Origin of the sequence: Gottfriedia sp. NPDC057991 (genome assembly GCF_042886615.1) — a bacterium.
GTDB lineage: Bacteria > Bacillota > Bacilli > Bacillales > Bacillaceae_G > Gottfriedia.
Map to the genome: position 1 here is coordinate 643,029 of NZ_JBHVQN010000003.1, position 15,757 is coordinate 658,785.

Consider the following 15,757-nt stretch of genomic DNA (forward strand, 5'->3'; position numbering starts at 1 on the left):
TTAGTTCGATATTCTTGCAATTTTTCCTTGTTCTAAATAAACAAGTAGAATTGAAATATCTGCTGGATTAACACCAGATATACGAGAAGCTTGACCTACTGATAGAGGGCGCACTTGCTCAAGCTTTTGTCTTGCCTCAGTAGCAAGGCCGTGAATAGCTTGATAATCGATATTTTCAGGAATTTTCTTTAAATCCATTCTTTTCATGCGTTCTACTTGATTTAATGATTTTTCAATATAACCTTCATACTTAATTTGTATTTCAACTTGCTCTTTAACATCTGAATGTAAGTCTTTTTCTGATGGAGTAAGAAGATGGATATGTTCATAAAGCATTTCAGGGCGACGTAAAAGATCTGCTGCACGAATGCCATCTTTCAGTTCGCTACCACCATTTTGTACAATTAATTCCTGTACTTCTTTTGTCGGTCTTAATTGAGTTGCTTTTAAACGCTCTATTTCTTCTTCAATTAACATTTTCTTTTGTTCAAACTCTGCATATCTTTCATCATTTATTAAACCAAGTCTTTGACCAATTTTAGTTAAACGTAAATCGGCATTATCGTGGCGTAATAATAATCGATATTCTGCTCTAGAGGTAAGAAGACGGTACGGTTCATTTGTCCCTTTAGTTACTAGATCATCTATTAAAACACCAATGTAAGCTTCAGAGCGATCTAAAATTAACTCTTCTTTATCTAAAGAACGACATGCAGCGTTAATTCCTGCCATTAAACCTTGACCCGCTGCTTCTTCATATCCGGAAGTTCCGTTAATTTGACCAGCAGTATACAGATTCTTAATTTGCTTAAGTTCCAATGTTGGCCATAATTGAGTAGGTACAATCGCGTCATACTCAATTGCATATCCAGTTCTCATCATTTGAACATTTTCAAGACCTGCAATCGAACGCAGCATTTTTTCCTGTACATCTTCAGGTAAACTAGTTGATAATCCCTGTACATAAACTTCTTGGGTATTTCTTCCTTCTGGCTCTAAGAAAATTTGATGTCTCGGCTTATCATTAAATCGGACAACTTTATCCTCAATAGAAGGACAATAGCGTGGCCCAGTACCTTTAATCATACCAGAGTACATAGGCGAACGGTGTAAGTTATCGTCGATGATTTGATGTGTAGTTTCACTTGTATAAGTTAACCAACAAGGAATTTGTTCTGTTTCAACTGGTTCTGTTTCGAATGAAAATGCACGAGGGACATCATCACCAGGTTGTATTTCTGTTTTTGAATAATCAATACTATGACTATTTACACGAGGAGGCGTACCTGTTTTAAAACGAACAAGTTCTATTCCTAATTCCTCTAAGTGCTCAGAAAGCTTAATTGCTGGTTGTTGGTTATTAGGACCACTTGAGTATTTTAATTCTCCTACAATAATTTCTCCGCGTAAGAAAGTACCAGTTGTAATGACAACTGTCTTTGAACGATAAATTGCACATGTTTGTGTAATTACACCTGTGCATTGTCCATCTTCTACAATTAATCTTTCTACTAAACCTTGCTTTAGTGTTAGATTCTCTGTATTTTCAATGGTTTTCTTTAATTCATGTTGATATGCAAATTTATCCGCTTGAGCACGCAATGCGCGTACTGCAGGACCTTTACCTGTATTTAACATTCTCATTTGAATATGTGTTTTATCGATATTTCGACCCATTTCACCGCCAAGTGCATCAATTTCACGTACAACAATCCCCTTGGCGGGACCACCTACAGATGGGTTACAAGGCATAAATGCTACCATATCAAGATTGATTGTTAGCATTAATGTTTTTGCACCCATTCGAGCAGATGACAAACCGGCTTCACATCCAGCATGACCAGCTCCAATAACGATTACATCATAATTGCCTGCTTCAAAACTCATCTTTTCTCCTCCTAACCATTTTATTTTCCTAAACAGAATTGAGAAAATAGCTGGTTGATTAAACTTTCCTGAACTGTATCTCCAATGATTTCACCTAACAATTCCCATGCTCTTGTTAAGTCAATCTGTACTAAGTCAATCGGCATACCATTCTTCATTGCCTCAATTGCGTCATTAATTGTCTGTTCTGATTGTTTTAAAAGCGCAATATGTCTAGCATTAGATAAATAAGTTAAATCTTGTGCCTCAATTTGCCCTTCAAAATATAAGTTGGCAATTGCTTTTTCTAAATCATCAATTCCTTTTTCTTCTTTTAAGGAAGTCGTAACAATTGTAGCATTACCAACTAACGCTTTTACCTCATTCATATCAAGCTTTTGTGTCAAATCTGTTTTGTTAATGATCACAATTACATCTTTACCGCTCATTTCTCCAAATAATTTACGGTCTTCTTCACTTAATTGCTCATTATTATTTAAAACAAATAAAACTAAGTCAGCCAAATTCAATACTTTTTTAGATCTTTCAACACCAATTGCTTCTACAACATCCTTAGTTTCGCGAATACCGGCTGTATCAATTAGTCGTAATGGTACACCTTTTACATTTACGTATTCTTCAATAACGTCGCGCGTTGTACCTGGAATATCAGTGACAATCGCTTTGCTTTCCTGGACAAGCGTGTTTAAAAGAGAAGATTTTCCGACATTTGGTCTACCTATAATGACAGTAGATAGTCCTTCACGTAAAATCTTACCTTGTTTTGATGTTTCTAGCAGTTTTTGTATTTCAACTCGAACTATTTTTGCTTTTTCAATTAAAACAGTATTGGTCATTTCTTCAACATCATCATATTCAGGGTAATCAATATTTACTTCAATATGAGCCAAAATCTCAAGTAATGTTTGTCTTAGGCTATTAACTAGCTTTGACAATCGACCTTCTACTTGATTCATTGCGATAGCCATTGCTCTGTCAGTCTTTGAACGAATTAAATCCATTACTGCTTCGGCCTGTGATAGGTCGATTCGTCCATTAAGAAATGCTCTTTTCGTAAATTCACCAGGCTCCGCTAATCTAGCCCCTTGTGATAGGACTAATTCAAGTACTTTGTTAACTGAAAAAATTCCACCATGACAATTTATTTCGACAACATCTTCACGTGTAAATGTTTTTGGTGCTCTTAAGATCGAGACCATAACTTCCTCAACAGTATTCCCGGAACTTGGATCGACTAAATGTCCGTAATGAATTGTGTGTGAATCTACTATATTTAAATCTTTTTCTTTAAATAATTTATTCGCTATTTGAACAGCTTCATCGCCACTTAAACGAACGATGGCAATTGCGCCTTCGCCTTTTGGCGTCGATATCGCTGTAATTGTATCGAATTCCATCAAAAATCACCTCGGAGCATGTTAAACACAAGTTAACATGTTACTTCTAAATCTATAGCATAGCATAAAGAATTTTATAATTGAATGTTTTTATATTATAACCGTACGAAAGTACAAGTAAACTTATATGACTTGAATGAAGTACATTAAAAAACCAATTAAGGCTTAACCCTTAATTGGTTTTTTTAAATCTATAACTAATTGACGATGCGGATCTTGGCCTACAGACTTCGTAGAGATATTCGGCATATCTGTCAGCATATGATGTATAATTTTTCTTTCGAAAGAAGGCATTGGCTCTAAAGAGACCGCTTTTCTTGTTTTTAAAACTGTTTGAGCAGTCTTTTTTGCAAGAATCTCAAGCGATTCCTTACGTTTTAATCGATAATTCTCAGCGTCAACGACAACATGAATCAATTGTTTTGAATGACGATTTACAAATGTTTGAACTAAGAATTGAAGAGCATTTAAAGTATTACCTCTTTTTCCAATAATAAGAGCAACCTTATCACCCTTTACTGTAAATAAGAAGGTTTGTTCCTTAGTACCTTGCAATTCGAAATTTACATCTGCAGTTTCATCAAGACTTTTAACAATATTTAAAAGGTAGTCGTATGCTTTTTCGATCAAAGTCTTCTTTTTAACAACTAATACTTTAGCAGGTTTAGCACCAAATCCTAAAAATCCTTTTTTACCGTCTTCGATTACTGTGATGTCTACGTCTTCTTCTGTTGAACTAAGTTGCTGAAGTGCTATTTGAACTGCTTGTTCGATTGTTTGACCAGTAGCAGTTACTTCTCTCACTTACTAGCCCCTCCTACATTTTTATTTTTTACGGTAGTATTACCTCTATTAACAAATAATGTTTGAAGAATCATAAATGTATTACCAACTACCCAATATAAAGCTAAAGCAGATGGAAGTCTAACAGCAAATATTAAAATCATGATTGGCATAACATAAAGCATGATTTTCATTTGTTGAGCAGCAGGTCCTGTCATTGAACCAGTACTCATTGATACTTTTTGTTGAATGAAAGTTGTAATACCAGCGATGATTGGTAAAGCATAAATTGGATCCGGGTGTCCTAATTGGAACCATAGGAAGTCATGTGCTTTAATTTCCATTGTTCTCATAATTGCATGATAGAAAGCAATTAAGATTGGCATTTGAATAAAAATTGGTAAACATCCAGATAGTGGATTTACACCATATTGTTGGTACAACTTCATTGTTTCTTCATTTAATTTTTGGACAGTTTTTTGATCCTTAGAAGAATACTTTTCTTTAAGTTTGGCCATTTCAGGCTGGATTGATTGCATCGCTTTCGTACTTTTAATTTGTTTAATCATTAATGGTAGTAATGCTAAACGGATTAAAAGTGTTACGACGATAATCGACATTCCATAACTTCCGCCAAAAATTTTAGATACGGCCGTGATTAACCATGATAGTGGATAAACGAAATACTCATTCCAAATCCCCGTACTTTCAGATGTAATCGGTTGGTTGGTTTGCGAACATCCAGCTAACACGACTACTAATAAAAGAACTGTAACTAGCAATTGGTACTTCTTAGTCTTCAAACTAGTTCCTCCTTTAAGAAGTTACATTTAAATTATGTAATTACTTAATTTGATTTTTATCTAATTTATGTTTTGAATCACGTATTTTAAGCGCTTCCGCCCTTTTCAACACATGAATTAAACTTTTTTTAAATTCATTAAAAGGTAGTTCAGTACAGGGCTTTCTTGCGATTACAACATAATCCATATTCACACGAAGATCATCACTTAATTCGGTAAGAGCTTGTCTTATATACCGCTTAATATGATTTCTCACTACAGCATTACCTAACTTCTTACTAACAGATAATCCTATACGAAATTGCTTTTGATCTTCCTTTTTTAATGTATAGATTACAAATTGTCGATTCGCAGTTGACAATCCCTCTTGAAAAACGCGACTAAAATCTGCATTCTTTTTTATTCTGTTTTTCTTGTTCATGTTCCACTGACACCTCAAATGATTCCTTCAATTATCATAACAATTTTTTTATAAAAAATGAGGCCTTTTTTACTTACAAATTGTGACATAAAAGCAAAAAAGGCCTTCTTATTAGTGAAAAAGACCACTGTTGACAGTGGCCTACGCAGATAATACTTTTCTTCCTTTACGACGACGAGCAGCTAGAACTTTACGTCCATTTGCAGTGCTCATACGGCTACGGAAACCATGTACTTTGCTACGTTTACGTTTGTTTGGTTGAAATGTTCTTTTCATTATATGACACCTCCCTGAGGAATTACTGTAATAGACAGTCCTATAAATTATAAAGAATAACTACTATTAATGTCAATGTAAGATGTTAAATCATGTTGAATAATTATTTCCAATTTATGAAGAATGGTTGATCCAGTAAGTTTTAGTAAGAAAAAAATAAAATAAATTCACTTATTTAATAAAAGAAATGCGATTTACTCCTATCATTTCCCTCCAATAAATTTATAAACGATTAATCAGAGCAAAAAATATGGTGTCGAAAGATTTTTTTAAACGGACTTTTAAGTGAATAAAAAAATCTATAAAAAAATACTACTTCCTCATTTCTTAAAATTGTTAAGTGCTCTGTGGATAATATTTTTCTACACATTTTTTACCCACAGCAGTTACTGACAATTTTTACACAAGTTCTTTTTCTGTGGACAATTTTTTTAAACAAGTGGATTAGCATGTGGATAACATTAACTACTCATTGAAATAGCTAAAGATTTTTGATATTATTAATTTGTTTTCCACTTTGGACAACTTGTTTTTTATTTTTATTTGTCCACAGATGTTAATAACTTGTGGACAGGTTTTACACTTGTACCATTTTAAAGTTATCCACATGGGTGAATACTGTCAAATAAAGTGGATTTTTGCAGTTTTATAAAATAACGCATATTCAAAGACATGAATAAAAATAAATACTTAATTTATATGCTTGTACAAAAGTTGAACAAGCTTTGTAAGGAGGGATTATTGTTTGGAGAATATAGGGGATCTGTGGTCCAGGGTTCTAGCAGAAATAGAAAAAAAAATAAGTAAACCAAGCTTTGAAACATGGCTAAAATCAACAAAGGCATTTTCTTTAAAGAATGATACTTTAACAATTATTGCCCCAAATGAATTCGCCCGTGATTGGCTTGAGTCAAAGTATTCATCATTGATAATGGATACAGTTTTAGAAATAACTGGAGCGGAATTAGAAATTAAATTTATCCTTCCTCAAAATCATGTAGAAGAAATAGAGATGAATATACCGGCAGTTAAAGCCAAAGTAAAATTTGAGGAACCAGTAGAGTTCAATCAAAGTATGTTAAACCCTAAATATACTTTTGATACTTTCGTAATTGGTTCAGGTAACCGTTTTGCCCATGCAGCATCATTAGCTGTTGCTGAGGCACCTGCAAAAGCCTATAACCCATTATTTATATATGGGGGCGTTGGGTTAGGAAAAACCCACTTAATGCACGCAATTGGACACTATGTACTTGAGCATAATCCAAATGCCAAAGTCGTTTATTTATCATCAGAAAAATTTACAAATGAGTTCATTAATTCAATTCGTGATAATAAAGCAATTGAATTTAGAAATAAGTATCGTAATGTAGACGTACTACTTATAGATGATATTCAGTTCTTAGCTGGAAAAGAACAAACACAGGAAGAATTTTTCCATACGTTTAATACACTTCATGAAGAAAGTAAACAAATCATTATCTCAAGTGACCGACCACCTAAAGAAATTCCTACATTAGAAGATCGACTTCGTTCACGATTTGAATGGGGCCTTATTACGGATATCACACCACCAGATTTAGAAACAAGGATCGCGATTTTACGTAAAAAGGCTAAGGCTGAGGGGTTAGATATTCCAAATGAGGTAATGTTATATATTGCAAATCAAATTGATACGAATATACGTGAATTAGAAGGAGCTCTTATTCGAGTAGTCGCTTATTCATCGTTAATTAACAAGGATATAAACGCTAGTGTGGCCGCTGAAGCCTTAAAGAATTTAATTACAGCGACGAAGCCTAAAATAGTATCAATACATGACATTCAACGAACAGTTGGAGAATTTTTTAGTATTAAATTAGAGGATTTTAAAGCAAAGAAACGCACAAAATCTGTAGCCTTTCCAAGACAGATTGCAATGTATCTTTCAAGAGAGCTTACAGACCATTCTTTACCTAAAATAGGAGAAGAGTTTGGGGGCCGAGATCATACAACAGTTATTCATGCGCATGAAAAAATTTCAAAATTAGTTGAAACTGACTCACAGTTGCAATCACAAATTAAAGAAATCAATGAAAAATTAAATCAGTAGAGTTATTTACCTGTGCATAACTTTCTATTTTTTTTACACAGTCTATCCACATGTTGATAGACTTATTTTTCTTTACTAAAATATAGTTATCCACAAATTCACAGGCCCTACTACTATTACTATATTATTTTATAAATTATATAAGGAGTACAAACAATGAAATTTACTGTACAAAAAGATCATCTTGTTAAAGCTGTACAAGAAGTTATGAGAGCTGTTTCATCAAGAACAACTATTCCAATCTTAACTGGAATTAAATTAGTCGTTACAAATGAAGGTCTAACTTTCACAGGTAGTGATTCAGATATATCTATAGAATCTTATTTACCAACAGTATTAGATGATCAACAACTAGTTGATGTAAAGCGATCTGGAAGCATTGTATTAAATGCTCGATATTTTAGTGATATTGTAAAAAAATTACCTTCAGATTTTGTCGAATTGGAGTCTGATAATAATTATGTAACAACAATAAGAGCGGGAAAAACCGAATTTAGTTTAAATGGTTTTGACTCTGAGGAATATCCACTACTTCCTCAAATTGAAGAACATGAAACAATTTCTATTTCTGCAGATTTATTAAAATTTATGATTCGTCAAACAGTATTTGCAGTATCAACTTCAGAGACTAGACCAATTTTAACCGGTGTAAACTGGAAGATCGAAAATGGTGATTTAACGTGTATAGCGACAGATAGCCATCGACTAGCTTTAAGGCAAGCAAAAATCGACGAAAGTTTTATAACAAGTGAATTTAAAGCTAGCGTAGTAATTCCTGGGAAAAGTCTTAATGAATTAAGTAAAATTCTAGATGACAATGATGAAAAAGTAGAAATCGTCTTAACAGAACATCAAGCTTTATTTAAGACAAAACATCTATTGTTCTTTACTCGATTATTAGAAGGTAATTATCCGGATACCTCAAAGTTAATTCCAAGTGAAAGTAAAACGGAACTAACTGTAATGACTAAAGAATTCCTACAAGCAATTGATCGTGCTTCTTTATTAGCAAGAGAAGGTAGAAATAATGTTGTTCACTTAGAAACAGTTGGTGGCTCAGTGGTCAATGTTTCTTCTTATTCTCCTGAAATCGGTAAAGTAGTAGACGAAATTGTTTGCGAGGATATTAAAGGTGAAGAGTTAAAAATCTCTTTTAGTGCGAAGTATGTTATGGATGCATTAAAAGCAATTGAAAGCCCAGAAATTTATATTCAATTTACAGGAGCTATGAGACCGTTTTTAATTCGTACTGTAAATGATTCAAGAACATTGCAATTAATTTTACCAGTTCGCACATACTAGTTAGTAAATTCTATCGAAAGGGGCTGACCTAATAGAATGCACTAGCAATCTCCAACGAGCAGAATGAATAAAGAATTTATTCTACAAATTTGTTTGGGGAGTGCATAGTACATTTAGGTCAGTCTTTTTGTACTTAATAGACAAAATAAGGGTTAAGTGTTTTTTTTCTTACAGAAGTTTAGTACAATTAAGGAATGGATAAATGAGGGTGATAAAAATGAAAACAGAAAAAGTTAAAATAAATACAGAGTATATTACATTAGGTCAATTTTTAAAGCTTGCGGGTGTAATTGATACAGGTGGAATGGCTAAATGGTTTCTATCGGAGCATGAAATCTTTGTGAACAATGAACCTGAGAATAGAAGAGGAAAAAAATTAGTTTTAAATGATACAATTTCTATAACTGGAAAAGGTTCATATATTATAACTTCATAAGTTTTGGGGGAATCCCATTGTATATTAAAGATTTACAACTAAAACAATACCGTAATTATGAAAACCTTGAATTAAATTTTCAAAATAATGTAAATGTCATTATTGGTGAGAATGCTCAAGGTAAAACAAATTTAATGGAATCCATTTATGTGCTAGCTTTAACAAAGTCCCATCGAACAAGTAATGACAAAGAAATGATACGTTGGGATGAAGAATATGGTACAATAAAGGGTACGTTACAGAAAAAAAATCAGCAAGTAACACTACAGCTAATCCTCTCAAAGAAAGGTAAGAAAGCAAAGCTGAACCATCTTGAACAGATGAAGTTAAGTCAATATATAGGCGTGATGAATGTCGTTATGTTTGCACCGGAGGATTTACATTTAGTAAAAGGTAGTCCGCAAGTGCGTCGTAAATTCCTAGATATGGAACTAGGACAAGTTTCGCCTGTTTACCTACATGAACTGAGTCAGTACCAAAGAATCCTCCAACAGCGAAATTCACTACTAAAAACATTACAAACTAGCCGAGAACGGAACTATTTAATGCTTGAAGTCCTAACATCTCAGCTTGTAAAACATGCCATAAAAATAATTGAAAAACGAATTTCGTTCATCAAATTACTACAGGATTGGGCATCGCCTATTCATAGTCAAATTTCTAGAGAGACCGAAAAGCTAGAAATTATATATAAACCAAGCATTAATGTATCAGATTTAACAGATTTGACGAAAATGGAAGATGAGTACATAAAACTATTCGAAGCTGAAAAAGAGCGTGAAGTATCAAGAGGTACTACATTGCTGGGTCCGCATAGAGATGATTTGGTTTTTATGGTAAATGATAAAAACGTTCAAACTTTTGGATCGCAAGGACAGCAGCGGACAACAGCTCTTTCATTAAAACTAGCAGAAATTGAACTGATTAAAGAGGAAGTTGGAGAATATCCTATTCTTTTATTAGATGATGTTCTTTCAGAGCTAGATGACTATCGTCAAACACATTTATTAAATGCAATTCAAAATAAAGTACAGACTTTTGTCACAACAACAAGTGTAGACGGAATTCAGCACGAAACGATAAAACAGGCTAATATTATAAATGTTTCACATGGAACAATTATAAGTACTTCTCGATAAATAATTTATGAAATTTCTACTACGCCGCCTAATAAGCATAGCTGAAATTTACTAATTCTTTTATGTAAAATAAAAAAAGTAGGTGAGTGTTCATGACAATGGATCAAAAAATGCAAGAACATAATTATGATGAAAATCAGATTCAAGTTCTTGAAGGTTTAGAAGCCGTACGTAAAAGACCGGGTATGTATATCGGTTCTACGAGCGGAAAAGGATTACATCACTTAGTATGGGAAATCGTTGATAACAGTATAGATGAGGCATTGGCTGGATACTGTGATGAGATTAATTTAATAATTGAAGAAGATAATAGTATTACAGTTAAAGATAATGGCCGTGGGATTCCAGTAGGTATCCATGAAAAAATGGGTAGACCTGCACTAGAAGTAATTATGACGGTACTTCATGCGGGTGGAAAATTTGGCGGTGGTGGATACAAGGTATCTGGTGGATTACACGGGGTAGGTGCATCAGTAGTAAATGCTTTGTCTACTTTGCTAGAAGTTCATGTACATCGTGAAGGTACTATTTATTATCAACAATTTTCTAAAGGTATACCTGTTGCAGATATGAGTATCGTTGGTGAAACTGATGTTACGGGTACAATTACTCATTTCAAACCTGATGCAGAAATTTTCACTGAAACGACAGTTTATGACTTTGATACATTAGCAAACCGTTTAAGAGAATTAGCGTTCCTTAATAGAGGTATTCGCTTAACAATTGAAGACCTTAGAGAAAATAAACAAAAGAAAGAATTCCATTATGAAGGTGGAATTAAATCTTACGTTGAACATTTAAATCGTTCTAAAGAAGTAATACATGACGAACCAATTTTTGTTATTGGTGAAAAAGATGGAATTAGTGTAGAAATTGCACTTCAATATAACGAAAGCTATACAAGTAATATTTACTCATTCACGAATAATATTAATACACACGAAGGTGGTACGCACGAGGTTGGGTTTAAAACAGCTTTAACTCGTGTTATTAATGATTATGGTCGTAAGAATGGTTTAATTAAGGATCAAGATAGCAACTTATCGGGTGAGGATGTACGTGAGGGATTAACGGCGATCGTTTCTATTAAACATCCAGATCCACAGTTTGAGGGACAAACAAAAACTAAGTTGGGTAATAGTGAAGTTCGTACGATTACAGAGCAAGTTTTTGGAGAAAAGCTTGAAAAGTTTTTATTAGAGAATCCGACAGAGGCTAAAAAAATAGTTGAAAAAGGTTTAATGGCGGCTAGGGCTCGAGTTGCTGCTAAAAAGGCTCGTGAATTAACAAGAAGAAAAAGTGCTTTAGAAGTATCAAGTTTACCTGGGAAATTAGCTGATTGTTCTTCAAAAGATTCTTCTATTAGCGAAATTTATATCGTTGAGGGTGATTCAGCGGGTGGAAGTGCTAAACAAGGACGAGACCGTCACTTCCAAGCAATTCTTCCTTTACGTGGAAAAATTATTAATGTAGAAAAGGCTCGACTTGATAAAATTTTATCAAATAACGAGGTTCGTTCAATGATTACTGCTTTTGGTACTGGAATCGGTGATGATTTCGATATCGAGAAAGCACGATATCATAAAATTATATTGATGACGGATGCTGATGTAGATGGTGCCCACATCCGTACATTATTGTTAACGTTCTTATATCGTTATATGCGTCAAATCATTGAAAGTGGTTATATTTATATTGCTCAACCACCTTTATATAAGATCCAGCAAGGGAAAAAAATACAATATGCTTATAATGATCGACAAATGGATGAAATTATGTCGACTTTAAATGCAGTACCAAAACCTGTTATCCAACGATATAAAGGTCTAGGTGAAATGAACCCTGAACAGTTATGGGAAACTACAATGAATCCAGAAACTAGAACGTTACTACAAGTTAACCTTCAAGATGCGATCGAAGCGGATGAAACGTTTGAAACATTAATGGGTGAAAAAGTAGAGCCAAGACGTAACTTTATTCAAGATAACGCTAAGTATGTAAAGAATTTAGATATTTAATAAGTATTTGTAAGGAGCTTTATGCTCCTTTTCTCAGGTAGATACGGAAACTAAAGGGAGGTGCCGATGTTGAGTGAAAATCAACAAATTAAAGAAATAAATATTAGTCATGAAATGCGTAATTCCTTCCTAGATTATGCAATGAGTGTAATTGTTTCTCGAGCGTTACCAGATGTACGAGACGGCCTTAAGCCTGTACATAGAAGAATTTTATATGCAATGAATGATTTAGGTATGACAGCTGATAAAGCCTATAAAAAGTCAGCGCGTATCGTTGGTGAAGTAATTGGTAAGTATCACCCGCATGGTGACTCTGCTGTATATGAAACAATGGTACGTATGGCTCAGGACTTTAACTTCAGATATATGTTAGTAGATGGCCATGGGAATTTTGGATCAGTTGATGGAGACGCGGCGGCGGCAATGCGTTATACAGAAGCTAGAATGTCTAAAATTTCGATGGAATTGATTCGTGATATTAATAAAAACACGATTGATTTTCAAGATAACTACGATGGTTCAGAAAGAGAGCCAATCGTTCTTCCTGCACGATTCCCTAACTTGTTAGTAAACGGAGCAACGGGTATAGCGGTTGGTATGGCCACAAATATTCCTCCGCACCAATTAGGTGAAATAATTGATGGTGTTCTTGCATTAAGTAAAGAGCCAGAAATCACTACACAAGAATTAATGGAATATATTCAGGGGCCAGATTTTCCTACATCAGGTATGATTCTAGGTAAAAGCGGTATCCGCAAGGCCTATGAAACTGGTAAAGGCTCTATCATTATTAGGGCAAAAGTTGAAATTGAAGAAAAAGCAAATGGTAGACAAACAATTATTGTTACAGAGTTACCATATCAAGTAAATAAAGCTAAGCTTGTTGAACGAATTGCTGAACTAGTTCGAGATAAGAAAATAGAAGGTATTACTGATTTACGCGATGAATCTGATCGAAATGGTATGCGTGTTGTCATTGAAGTTAGAAGAGACGCGAACGCAAATGTACTTTTAAATAATCTATATAAACAAACTGCACTTCAAACAAGTTTTGGTATTAATTTATTAGCACTTGTAAATGGTGAACCAAAAGTTCTATCCCTAAAGAGCTGTTTAAAACACTATTTAGACCATCAAATTGTTGTTATTAAACGTAGAACAAAGTTTGAGTTAGAAAAAGCAGAAGCGCGTGCACATATTTTAGAAGGTTTGAAGGTTGCTTTAGACCATTTAGATGAGGTAATTAGCTTAATTAGAGCTTCTCAAACAGGAGAAATCGCTAAAAATGGTTTAATGGAAACTTTTAATTTATCTGAAAAGCAAGCACAAGCAATTTTAGATATGAGGTTACAACGTTTAACAGGTTTAGAGCGCGAAAAAATTGAAGAAGAATACCAAGAGCTAATCAAGTTAATTGCAGAATTAAGAGCAATTCTTGCGGATGAGGAAAGAGTTCTTGAAATAATTCGAGAAGAATTAACTCAGCTAAAAGAGCAGTATAATGATAAACGAAGAACAGCAATTGTTCCTGGTGGACTTGAAATCATTGAAGATGAAGACTTAATACCAGTGGAGAATATCATTGTAAGTTTAACTCATAATGGATATATTAAACGTCTTCCAGTTTCTACTTATCGATCACAACGTAGAGGTGGACGTGGTATTCAAGGGATGGGTACTAATAATGATGACTTCTTAGAACACTTACTAACACCTTCAACACATGATACAATTTTATTCTTTACGAATAAGGGAAAAGTATACCGTTCAAAAGGTTACGAGATTCCAGAGTATAGTCGTACAGCTAAAGGATTACCTATCGTAAACTTACTAGAAATCGATCGAGATGAAAATATTAATGCTATTATTCCAGTAAGTGAATTTTTAGAGAATTGGTACCTATTCTTTACAACAAAACAAGGAATCGCAAAACGTGTACCTTTATCTGCCTTTGCAAACATTCGCACTAACGGATTAATTGCAATTAATTTAAAAGAAGATGATGACGTAATATCGGTACGTTTAACTGACGGAACAAAAGATATTGTTGTCGGTACTTCAAAAGGTATGATGATCCGTTTTAATGAAGATGATGTTAGATCAATGGGAAGAACGGCAACGGGTGTTAAAGCAATTACACTTTCTGATGATGATTATGTTGTTGGAATGGAAGTTGTTGAAGAACACTTAGATATTCTTGTTGTTACGGAACTAGGTTATGGTAAGCGAACTGCACAGGAAGAATACCGAATTCAAAGCCGTGGTGGTAAAGGTTTAAAAACGCTTAATGTTACGGATAAAAACGGTAAAATGATTTCATTAAAATGTGTAAGTGACGAACAAGATTTAATGTTAATAACTGAGTCTGGTGTAATGATCCGTATGCCAATTGAACAAATTTCTCGCTTAGGTCGAGTTACTCAAGGTGTTAAATTAATAAAACTTGATCATGAAGGTCATGTTGCGACTGTAGCGATTGCTGCGAAAGAAGAAGAGGAAATTGATGAAGAAGCTGAAAATGAAGCTGAATTAACGACTCTAGAAAACGAAGATGATATTGAAACAACAGAAGAATAATATAGTAGTGACTAGTAAAGAGAGAACAAGTAGGTTCTCTCTTTTTTTTTTAAAATTGTATACTGATGTGTTAATCATTGAGAATCGGGTGGAAGAATTATGGATCCTTTCATATACAAAATGAGTGCTTGAGTGTACACCTAATTTAAAAAACAAAAAAGAGATTTCAAAATATCCATCGCCCTAATGTGGCTTAGCATTAGATCATTTTGGAGCTAATCAAATTGGTTGATATTTTCACTTATGGTACAGTATTAAGATTTTAAGTTAACTTATAACACAATCCAGTTAAATGGAGTAAGCACCGGAAATACTTTCTACTATTAGATTACGGTTTTATTATTACTATTTTGATTAGTATATCTCCATTATGTACTACTTTAGATAGGAGGATAAATGCTTGAGTTGAAGGGAATTTTAATGAAGTGTAATGTTTTATTTTTTTTTTTGAAATTATTTTATAAAAACTATTGACCAGGGTTGTTAGATTTGTTATTATATAGAAGTCGCCAAGAGATACGGACGACAAAATGAACTTTGAAAACTAAACAAAACATGAAGTAAACGTCAATTATTAGTTTTTTGAGCAATACAAGATTTAAACTTAACTTTTATGGAGAGTTTGA

At 33.7% G+C, this 15,757-nt stretch carries 12 protein-coding genes; 6 read left to right on the forward strand and 6 right to left on the reverse strand.

Annotated elements, in window-relative coordinates; genetic code table 11:
- The 6 genes from mnmG to rpmH all read right to left on the reverse strand — a co-directional run bounded on the left by mnmG (window position 1) and on the right by rpmH (window position 5,567).
- A complete protein-coding gene (gene mnmG / locus ACFVR2_RS14445; RefSeq protein ID WP_387362750.1) occupies window positions 1–1,887 on the reverse strand; it encodes a tRNA uridine-5-carboxymethylaminomethyl(34) synthesis enzyme MnmG in 1,887 nt (628 codons plus the stop codon).
- 20 nt (window positions 1,888–1,907) lie between these two features.
- Complete coding sequence (gene mnmE / locus ACFVR2_RS14450; RefSeq protein WP_335409268.1) at window positions 1,908–3,284, reverse strand: tRNA uridine-5-carboxymethylaminomethyl(34) synthesis GTPase MnmE; 1,377 nt, start codon at window positions 3,282–3,284, stop codon at window positions 1,908–1,910.
- 165 nt (window positions 3,285–3,449) lie between these two features.
- Window positions 3,450–4,088, reverse strand: a complete 639-nt coding sequence (jag, locus tag ACFVR2_RS14455) for an RNA-binding cell elongation regulator Jag/EloR (RefSeq protein WP_387362753.1) — start codon at window positions 4,086–4,088, stop codon at window positions 3,450–3,452.
- Window positions 4,085–4,870 carry a YidC family membrane integrase SpoIIIJ gene (gene spoIIIJ / locus ACFVR2_RS14460; protein ID WP_387362755.1) on the reverse strand — a complete coding sequence of 262 codons (786 nt, stop codon included), beginning with the start codon at window positions 4,868–4,870 and terminating at the stop codon, window positions 4,085–4,087. The genes jag and spoIIIJ overlap by 4 nt, the downstream gene beginning before the upstream one ends.
- A 40-nt stretch (window positions 4,871–4,910) precedes the next feature.
- On the reverse strand, window positions 4,911–5,291 hold the full coding sequence (gene rnpA / locus ACFVR2_RS14465) for a ribonuclease P protein component (RefSeq protein WP_387362757.1): 381 nt from the start codon (window positions 5,289–5,291) through the stop codon (window positions 4,911–4,913).
- Between the two features lie 141 nt (window positions 5,292–5,432).
- Window positions 5,433–5,567: a 50S ribosomal protein L34 gene (gene rpmH / locus ACFVR2_RS14470; protein WP_056467137.1), complete on the reverse strand. Its 135-nt coding sequence runs from the start codon at window positions 5,565–5,567 to the stop codon at window positions 5,433–5,435.
- A gap of 745 nt (window positions 5,568–6,312) precedes the next feature.
- Between rpmH and dnaA the strand changes: the two genes are divergently transcribed.
- The 6 genes from dnaA (at window position 6,313) to gyrA (ending at window position 15,131) form a co-directional block, all read left to right on the forward strand.
- Window positions 6,313–7,659: a chromosomal replication initiator protein DnaA gene (gene dnaA, locus ACFVR2_RS14475; RefSeq protein ID WP_098429559.1), complete on the forward strand. Its 1,347-nt coding sequence runs from the start codon at window positions 6,313–6,315 to the stop codon at window positions 7,657–7,659.
- Window positions 7,660–7,815: 156 nt separating this feature from the next.
- Complete coding sequence (gene dnaN / locus ACFVR2_RS14480; protein WP_387362759.1) at window positions 7,816–8,961, forward strand: DNA polymerase III subunit beta; 1,146 nt, start codon at window positions 7,816–7,818, stop codon at window positions 8,959–8,961.
- 217 nt (window positions 8,962–9,178) lie between these two features.
- Window positions 9,179–9,397, forward strand: a complete 219-nt coding sequence (gene yaaA / locus ACFVR2_RS14485; RefSeq protein WP_069033635.1) for a S4 domain-containing protein YaaA — start codon at window positions 9,179–9,181, stop codon at window positions 9,395–9,397.
- A gap of 17 nt (window positions 9,398–9,414) precedes the next feature.
- Window positions 9,415–10,536: a DNA replication/repair protein RecF gene (gene recF / locus ACFVR2_RS14490; protein WP_387362762.1), complete on the forward strand. Its 1,122-nt coding sequence runs from the start codon at window positions 9,415–9,417 to the stop codon at window positions 10,534–10,536.
- Window positions 10,537–10,634: 98 nt separating this feature from the next.
- The gene (gene gyrB / locus ACFVR2_RS14495) at window positions 10,635–12,554 is read left to right on the forward strand and encodes a DNA topoisomerase (ATP-hydrolyzing) subunit B (RefSeq protein WP_387362825.1); all 1,920 of its coding nucleotides are present in this window, start codon (window positions 10,635–10,637) and stop codon (window positions 12,552–12,554) included.
- A gap of 69 nt (window positions 12,555–12,623) precedes the next feature.
- Window positions 12,624–15,131, forward strand: coding sequence for a DNA gyrase subunit A (gene gyrA / locus ACFVR2_RS14500; RefSeq protein ID WP_387362764.1), 2,508 nt, complete (start codon window positions 12,624–12,626; stop codon window positions 15,129–15,131).
- Window positions 15,132–15,757: the final 626 nt, after the last annotated feature.